The sequence below is a fragment of the Citreimonas salinaria genome (assembly GCF_900107235.1).
GTDB lineage: Bacteria > Pseudomonadota > Alphaproteobacteria > Rhodobacterales > Rhodobacteraceae > Citreimonas > Citreimonas salinaria.
The window spans coordinates 98,337-106,300 of sequence record NZ_FNPF01000015.1 but is presented as its reverse complement, the minus strand read 5'-3'; the positions used below and the strand labels follow the sequence as shown (position 1 = coordinate 106,300).

The 7,964-nt window shown below is 66.4% G+C and carries 7 protein-coding genes and 1 pseudogene; 4 read left to right on the top strand and 4 right to left on the bottom strand.

The window, feature by feature from the left end:
- Nucleotides 1-268 precede the first annotated feature (268 nt).
- On the bottom strand, nucleotides 269-1,231 hold the full coding sequence (locus tag BLW27_RS16155) for a Gfo/Idh/MocA family protein (RefSeq protein WP_089884820.1): 963 nt from the start codon (nucleotides 1,229-1,231) through the stop codon (nucleotides 269-271).
- An 18-nt stretch (nucleotides 1,232-1,249) separates the two neighbouring features.
- On the bottom strand, nucleotides 1,250-2,191 hold the full coding sequence (locus BLW27_RS16150) for an acetamidase/formamidase family protein (RefSeq protein WP_089884818.1): 942 nt from the start codon (nucleotides 2,189-2,191) through the stop codon (nucleotides 1,250-1,252).
- A 153-nt stretch (nucleotides 2,192-2,344) separates the two neighbouring features.
- Here BLW27_RS16150 and BLW27_RS16145 point away from each other — a divergent pair, with 153 nt between their 5' ends.
- From BLW27_RS16145 to BLW27_RS21775, 4 genes and pseudogenes are all read left to right on the top strand, one after another.
- On the top strand, nucleotides 2,345-2,740 hold the full coding sequence (locus BLW27_RS16145; RefSeq protein ID WP_143042311.1) for a hypothetical protein: 396 nt from the start codon (nucleotides 2,345-2,347) through the stop codon (nucleotides 2,738-2,740).
- 81 nt (nucleotides 2,741-2,821) lie between these two features.
- Nucleotides 2,822-3,694, top strand: a complete 873-nt coding sequence (locus BLW27_RS16140) for an EF-hand domain-containing protein (RefSeq protein ID WP_177177951.1) — start codon at nucleotides 2,822-2,824, stop codon at nucleotides 3,692-3,694.
- Nucleotides 3,695-3,744: 50 nt separating this feature from the next.
- Nucleotides 3,745-4,299, top strand: a pseudogene (locus BLW27_RS21780) (YciE/YciF ferroxidase family protein); the annotation flags it as partial.
- Between the two features lie 99 nt (nucleotides 4,300-4,398).
- Nucleotides 4,399-6,066 carry an NAD(P)/FAD-dependent oxidoreductase gene (locus BLW27_RS21775; RefSeq protein WP_342708081.1) on the top strand — a complete coding sequence of 556 codons (1,668 nt, stop codon included), beginning with the start codon at nucleotides 4,399-4,401 and terminating at the stop codon, nucleotides 6,064-6,066.
- 279 nt (nucleotides 6,067-6,345) lie between these two features.
- Here the strand turns inward: BLW27_RS21775 and BLW27_RS16130 are convergent, their stop codons facing one another.
- A complete protein-coding gene (locus BLW27_RS16130; protein ID WP_218141137.1) occupies nucleotides 6,346-7,542 on the bottom strand; it encodes a c-type cytochrome in 1,197 nt (398 codons plus the stop codon).
- A gap of 41 nt (nucleotides 7,543-7,583) precedes the next feature.
- Nucleotides 7,584-7,955 carry a hypothetical protein gene (locus tag BLW27_RS16125; RefSeq protein ID WP_089884806.1) on the bottom strand — a complete coding sequence of 124 codons (372 nt, stop codon included), beginning with the start codon at nucleotides 7,953-7,955 and terminating at the stop codon, nucleotides 7,584-7,586.
- Nucleotides 7,956-7,964: the final 9 nt, after the last annotated feature.

Here is a 7,964-nt window from a genome sequence, read left to right as displayed (position 1 = left end):
CCCGCACTCAGGGCTGAAGATGCGCTCGCCACGCGACTTCATCGCAGCTCAAACCGCAACTGCCTGAGTGTCCGGCGAAACGGGGGCAAGACCACGATGCCGGCGCCGTAGCGCAGCTAACCGCACTTCAATGAGGGCTCATCCGGTGTCGACAGACATAAAAAGGGCAAGTGGGCCTGCCGTTCGCTGCGACTGCTCATATCTTGTCCAAAAGCTGCTCAGGTAGAGGAGACCAGCCGACTCCCACCACCGTCAGAAGAGAAACCTTTCAGCCCATCCCACGCAGCATTGCCTCTACCAGCTGCTGGACCCGTAGCGCTTCTCGTGGGGATGCCAGCCGGTGAGGCTGGCCGGCGATGCAAAGCTTCAAGCCATCCAATTGGGCTTTCAGGCTGGTCGCCCGGGGGTCTTTTGGGCGCGGGCGGATCTCGGTGAACGCGCCCCCGTCCGACACGGCGTCGATGTAGAAATCGGTGATCCGTCGGCTTGTCCGCGTTCCTTTGATGGTCAGTTCCTGCCGGTCTGGAAGCGCGCCGCCCACGCTCGCGAGAACACTCACCGGGCGGCCGTCCTCTGTCACAAGACGTGCTGCCATCTGCGTTTCGCACAAGGTCGGATCGGACGGGAACGAGGGCCGGGCCCATTCCACGGAAAGCGGGCCCAGCAAACGCTCGGTGAAGAACAGGAAGTGCGAGACGACCTCTCGTATCATTCCGCCTTCGTCGCGATAGCGCAGCCAGTCTGCCGCCTGCTGCCATGCACGCGGCCAGGCGCCGTAGGTCAGGATGATCTCGGCCCCGACAAGATCACCCATCGCGCCGGACTCGGCGGCTGCCGAGACGCCCGCCAGCGCGTCGCCAGAGGCCTGCACAAAATTCACGGCAGCCGGGACACCTGAGGCTTCGAGACGCGCGACGAGATCCTCGCTCGCATCGAGATCCACGCCAAGCGGCTTTTCCAGAAAGACGGCCTTCCCGGCCGCCGCAGCAGCAAGCGCATAGGCCCGGCGCGGTCCGGGCGGGCAAGCCAGGTAAACAAGGTCCGCGGAATCCATAGCGGCCTCGGCGCTTTGGGTCAGAACGGCGTCCGGGGCCATGGCTTTGGCGGTCGCGCAGGCACGCGGATCAGGATCCCAAAGCGTGACCGGGGAGAAGTCATCGTGCCGGACCATGTGCTCCAACATGCGCCGGCCCATGATCCCCAAGCCAATGATCGCCGTCTTCACCGTCATCGTTCGCTCCCCTGTATTTCAGCGGTCCAGCAGCGCCTTGTTCAGCACCATGTGCACACCCTTCGTGCCGTTGACGCATTGCGTGATGCGCAGGTCCGCGGCGAGCGAGCACAGCATGTAGGCGTCCTCGCGGTTCAATCCGCGACGCTCGGTGATCCACTTGATCATGTCGCGCACGGCCCGCTCCGCGGCGCGGTCGAGGCTTTCGTGAAGGCCCATGGTGATCAGGTCGTCCTGCGTTTCGGCTCGTGGCGCGGCGAGCGTCATGTCGTCCCGCGCGGTAAGCCGGAACGTGCCGGTCAGGGCGGTTTCGATCGCAGTCACGCAGACCTCGCCGTCGCCCTGCGCCGCGTGGCCGTCTCCGGCCGAGAACAGCGCGCCGTCGGCGAAGATCGGCAGATAAAGCGTCGCGCCGGGACCGAGCATCTTGTTGTCGACGTTGCCGCCATGGGCGCGAGGCTGGATCGTCGAGATCCGTCCCCAGGCCGGTGGCGGAGCGACGCCCATGACTCCGAAGAACGGTGCCAGAGGCAAGGTCAGCCCCCAGGACAGGAGCGCGGTCATCGCATTGGTGTCGAGCGGGATGATGGTCGTGCGCCCGGTATCGAAATCCTCGGGCAGAGCACCCGCCAGCGGACGGATGATGTTCCATCCCCAATCCTGCCGCAGCACGACATCGAGGATGTCGACCTGCAGGACCATGCCCGGCCGCGCGCCGCGAATGGCCACCGGCCCCGTCAGGATATGGCCCGGAAGCATGCGCTCTGCCCGGGCGTGAATCTCGTGGATTTCCTCCGGGACATGAAAGCCCGCATCCGCAGGAGGCAGCTGCGAAACTGCGCCCGAAACGGTCTCGATCGTAACCGCGTCGCCGCTGTCGATTTCGAGTGCCGGCGGCAAGGCCGCATCGAAATAGCCCCACGCGCACGTCTCGAGGCTGGCTGTCAGACGGTGGGTCATGGCATGTGCTTCCAGAGGATCAGAGGCTTCCCGTTATGGCGTTGGCGACCACGATTGCAAGCGGCGGTCTCGCTGCACGAACTCGATCTCGGGCGCTACAATAGATTTAGGCTCAGATCGAACCTGCGGGAGCGCGGCGGGAGGAGCCTTGGCATGGACCTGAGCCGTCGGTGCTCACGGCCCGGTCCTGCCGTTCGCGGACCGTTTCCACGCCGCGGCGCAGCTTTCGCATTGCTGCCATTCGTGCGTCTCGCAGCATTTTCGGAGGATGAAGGACCGCAAGTTTACCTCGTGCGCGAGCTCGAGAACCGCGTCACCGATGAAGCGGTGCAGCAAACCTATGACCAGATTGACCAGATCGCCGAGCAGACCGAGGAGGAGTTGCCGCCGCTCGAAGACGTCCGTCTTCAGATCGTGCAGCAGCTTCAGCAGCAAGCCGTTCAGGGTCATCAGCAGGATCTCGCCTCTGACGTCGAAATCGTGTTCTACGGCCCTGATGGCGAGCCGGTGGAAGCCAGTGCCGACGAAACTTCGTCCGACGATCAGTGATATCGTGAATCCCGTCGATTTTGCGCCGTCGCGGGCCTTACAGCGTATTCGTGGCGGAAGACCGGGCGGTACGGTTGCTGAATGATCATGAACGATCGTGCCGCTTCCTCTCACCCAAAATGGAAGGAACACGACATGAAAGGGACTTCTGGAAAGCACCACAATATGGCGACCGCTTACGCCACCTTTGCCGCCGTCGCTTTGGTGACCACATCCCTGTCGGCGCAGGGCTTCGGTGACTTGGACACCGACGCCGACGGGCTCCTCGGCAGCGCCGAGTTCGGCGCAGGCATTGGGGCCTCGGGCATCTTCGACCGCTGGGACGTCGACTCCGACGAAGCGCTCGCGCGTCGCGAGATCACCGAGGGCATCTACGACCTTTGGGACAGCAATGATGACGGGCGGCTGACGGTCGGCGAATGGGACGATGCCATAGACACCTGGTTAGGCGAAGACACGGTCGATCTTCAGGTCGAAGAGTGGGACGCCGACAGCGACGGCACTCTATCCGCCTTCGAATTTCTCGAGGCGATGGAACAGACCAACTTGCTCGCCCGGATCGGCCTTGATGTCAGCGAAGGCCCTCTGACCGAAGAGGCGTTCTCGGCCGGCCTGTTCAGTCTGGGCGACTTAGACGACGACACGTTTCTCGGCGAAGACGAGGATGTTTGGTTCGTTGATCTTCTCGAGATGTTCAACGCGCCGGACGACGTCGAGGTGACGCAGACCAGCGCTATGGACCCGGTCGATGGCGACACCGCAGATAGCGAAATGCCCGACCTGCTCCCGGACGGCGAGGCATTCTCGGACCTGCCGATCCCCTGCGGTGAGGGCGATGCAAGCTGCGAGGCGATGGCAGAGCGGTTCTGCGCTGCGCTGGACTATGATCCGCCGCTCGGCTTTCTCGCGGCCGGCGGTAGCCTGTACGTCGTCAGGTGCGCCGACGGCTTCTGAACAGGTTTACCGCTTTCGGCGATCGGCAGCGGGAGGGCCCACTGCCCTCCGCCCTCGCGGCGCTGGACCCGCACACGCCCGTGTTGGTCTACCTGCACATTCCCTTCTGTGAACGGCTCTGCTGGTTCTGCGCCTGCCGCACGCAGGGGACCAGGACGCTGTCCCCCGTCGAAAGCTATCTCGGCACGCTCGAGCAGGAGCTTGTGCTTCTGGCGCGGGCCTTGCCGGCGGGCCTTCGGTTGGGGCGGATGCACTGGGGCGGCGGCACGCCGACGATCCTGCCGCCCGAATTGATCCACCGGCTGGCGCAGGCGGTCAAGGCGGTGATCCCTCCCACCGACGACTGGGAGTTCTCGGTCGAGATCGACCCGACGATGGTCGACCGGGCGAAGATCGACGCGCTGGCCGAGGAGGGAATGGGCCAAAGTACGCTGCGCGCGGGCTTCAAGCAGCACCTCGAAGAGACGAAGACCCACGTGAGCCGTCTCGAGCAAGTGTTCGAGATGCATGGTACGAAAGCCAAGGCTGCGACCTGCCCCGTCATCGACGGTATCAGCAAGGAGGCGGAAGATATCTCCGGCGACATCGGCGACCCGGAGGTTCTGGACGCCGCCCTCGCTGCAGCGGCGCAGGGTGTCGAGCATTACGAGATTTCGCGCTACGGCGAAACGCATCTTGGCCAACACCGGCATTGCCGGAGGTGGATGTTCTCCCCGCCCCTCACATGTCTCGATTATGGAGCAAACCGCGATTCTTTTGCGGCCCCGTCCGCGCTCTCGATCGGGCAATGGGCTCGGAACAACTTGCGGGTCGGGCAGGTTCTCGAGCAAGCGCATGCGGTTCGCCAGATGCGCGGAAACGGCTCCATCGGAGGGAACTGCCACGTGCAGGAAAGGCCGGCAAAGCTTGAGCCGCTAAGCGGCTTGAAGGCGCTGAACCAATTGATGTGGCTTTGCCTTCCACCGGTGGTACTGAGCCAAGAGGTGACAATGAGCGAAGATCCCGCCATGACAGGTCCGGAGCCAGAAGCTGGCACGCCCGCTTCCTCGTCCGGGGTGATCATTGTCGGCGCCGGGTTCGGCGGGCTCGAAGCCGCGAAAGCGCTGGGGCGCGCCGGGATCGTCACCACGATCATCGACCGCAAGAACCACCACCTCTTCCAGCCGCTGCTCTACCAGGTCGCCACCGCCGCGCTGTCGGCCAACGACGTGGCCGAGCCGATCCGCAAGGTGCTGCGGCGTTATGCTTCGGTCCGGGTTCTCTTCGGCGAAGTATCGGATATCGACACGCAGGCGCGGCGGGTCCATCTCAGCAGCGGTCAGTCGGTGGGGTATGACCACCTCGTCCTGGCCGCGGGGGCAGGGCACGGCTATTTCGGGCACGACGAGTGGGCGCAGTGGGCGCCCGGCCTCAAGACCATCGAGGACGCGCGCCACATCCGAAGTCAGCTTCTGCTGACGTTCGAGCGCGCCGAGCGATCCGACGACCCCGAAGAGCGCCGACGCCTGCTCAGCATCGCGATCATCGGCGGCGGCCCCACCGGCGTCGAGCTTGCCGGCGCCATCGCCGAGTTGAGCCGCTACACCCTCGCGCGGGACTTCCGCGCCATCGACCCGACCGCTGCGCGCATCACCCTGGTCGAGGCCGGGCCACGGCTGCTGGCGGGCTTCTCCGAAGAGATGTCGGACTACGCCAAGGCCCGCCTGGAACGGCTGGGCGTGCGCATCCGGACCGGAGAGGCGGTGGACGACGTGGGGCCGACCTCGATCAGCATCGCCGGCCAGTCCGAGCCGACTGGCCTTGTGATCTGGGCCGCAGGCATTTCGGCGTCGCCGCTGGCGCGACAACTGGGTGAAACCGACCGGGCCGGCCGCATCGCGGTGGACGAAAGGCTCGCCGTGCCCGGCCACGAGCGCGTCTACGCACTGGGCGACGTCGCCGTGTTCATCGGCGAGGATGGCAAGCCGCTGCCGGGTCTCGCCCAAGTGGCCAAGCAGCAGGGCGACCACCTGGGCCAAGCGCTGGCGGCGCATATGCGGAACGGCGAGCCGCTGCAGCCCTTCCGCTACCGGAGCCGCGGCAATACAGCCATCGTCGGCCGCCACGCGGCCGTGTTCGAACACGGCCGCACGAAGGTGAAGGGATGGTTCGCCTGGCTCGCCTGGGCGGTGGTCCATGTCTATCTTCTGGTCGGATTTCAGCACCGGCTTTTAGTTTCGATGCAATGGCTGTGGCGCTACCTGACCTACGAGCGCGGCGCCCGGCTGATCGCCGGCGACTACGTTGAGCCGGACGATCCCGCCAAGGCGCCCGTCCCGCGCGAGCGGCTACGCTCCGCGGACCCGGCAGAGTGCAGCCGCACCTCCGACTGACAGCCCCCGCTGCGCGACTGCGCGGCCGGCGGCGCGGCCAGCGATAACTGCGCCGCCGTCCGGCATCATGCAGCCCACCTGGACCAGCCAGGCTTCGCGGCACCCGTCACCGGTTTAGGCGGGCCAGTGGTCAATAGCGTGGCGATGCCGCCCTCCCACGAGCAGCGTCAAGTATGCACGAGCCGGCATGCGCGCCCAAGTGGAACAGCATCTGCCACGTCCCAAACCCACCGGTCGCGGCCGAGGCTGTCCTGCGCCATCGCGTCGCCGCCACTTCTCCTATTGCTCCCGCAGGTGATCGTACCAGAGCGAGACCGCCTCGATCTGTTGGCGCGTGAGGTTCTGCGCGATCTCCGTCATGACGTGCGACCAGCCGGTGCCGCCACGCGCGCCTTCGCGCCACAGGAGAAGTTGCTCCTCCACATACCATCCCGGCTGCCCTGGCAGGTAAGGGTAGTTCGGATTGCGCCGCTCGTCCCGCGCGTGACAGCTCTGGCAGGACGGGACCTTGCGGGCGTGAAGCCCCTCCATGGCGATACGTCGGCCGAGGTCGAGAAGCGCCTCGCGCGAGGCTGGCGGACCGCCCGGCGCCGCCGGTGGAACCTCGAAGCCTGCGGCGGTCTCGAGCCCGTCCAGCGTGCCGGCCTCGTCCTGCCCCACCCGTGGCGGAAGCGGCCCCTCCGGGCGAGGCGGAACGGGCGCGATGTCTGGCGCGGGTTGCTGCGCGTAATGGGCGGCGAGGCGACGAAGGGTCTCCGGCGCGTAGCGCCGGGCGGGCGGTTCCATAAAGCCACTTTCGCGCCGGCCCTCGTGGAAGGCGAGCAAGATTTCGTACAGGTATGTCTCTGGCTGACCTGCGATGACCGGAAAAGCCTCTTTCGCCCGGCCCTCGCCGCGGCCGAGACCGTCGGTTCCGTGGCAGCGCGCACAATCCTCCAGCGCGTCCGAGAAGATGGCATCGCCCGGGAGTTGCGGCGGCCGGAGGCCTCCGAGCGCCATCTCCGCGTAGGTCTCGGCGCTCATGTCCGGAAGCGCGCGCAGGAACGCCACCTGCGCCCAGACCTCGTCGTCCCGGTTCTGCGCCGGCCAGGCCGGCATCCCGCTGTACTTGATCCCGTGACGTACGATCCAGAACAGGGCGCGGTCGTCCCAGTCTTCAACCCGGCCCTCCAGCCGCGGAGGCGCGGGCGTCATCGCCTGCGCGACCGGCGACTGCGCGATCCCGGGCGCCGCATGACACGGAGCGCAGCCGGTGGCGAAGTGGCCCGCCGCGCGGAGCACGAGCGCCGGATCCGAGAGATCGAGGCCGGCCGGCCGGTCCACCGGCATCGACTGCCGCCTCACCGCGTTTTCCATGGTCCAGCCGAGGAACCAGCGCACCGGGGCGAAGTGGCCCGACGCGGCGGAGATGGAAACGAGGCCGCTCCAGCCCACCAGGAGCACCAGCACCGCGGCGCCGAGGAGCGTCGCCAGCATCTTCTTCCACGTGAGGACGAAGTTAATCCGCATCCGCTTCCCTACCGGCAATCGACGATGAACAGCGCGGGCGTCGCGTCGAGCAGGACACCCAAGAAGGACAGCGACGCCAGCAGCATGGTCGCGAACTCCAGAAAGCCCTCCTGGTCCTGACGCGTGCCGCGGTCGCCGCCGGTCGTGCGCCGCCGCCAGTCCCGCCACGCGCGGTAGAAGAACAGGGCGATCAGTACCAGTGACACGACGGTTGCAATGCCGATGAAGACCCGCACGCCGCCGATATCCCGGAAGATGTCGGCGTTCGGCGCGCAGGCGTAGGCGGCGGCCACGTAGCTTGCGAGAAAGTGGATCGCCCAGATCGCCGGCGCCGCGATCAGCGTCCAGAGCGTGTCCGGCGTGCGTCCGAAGAAATGCACCGCGCCCTC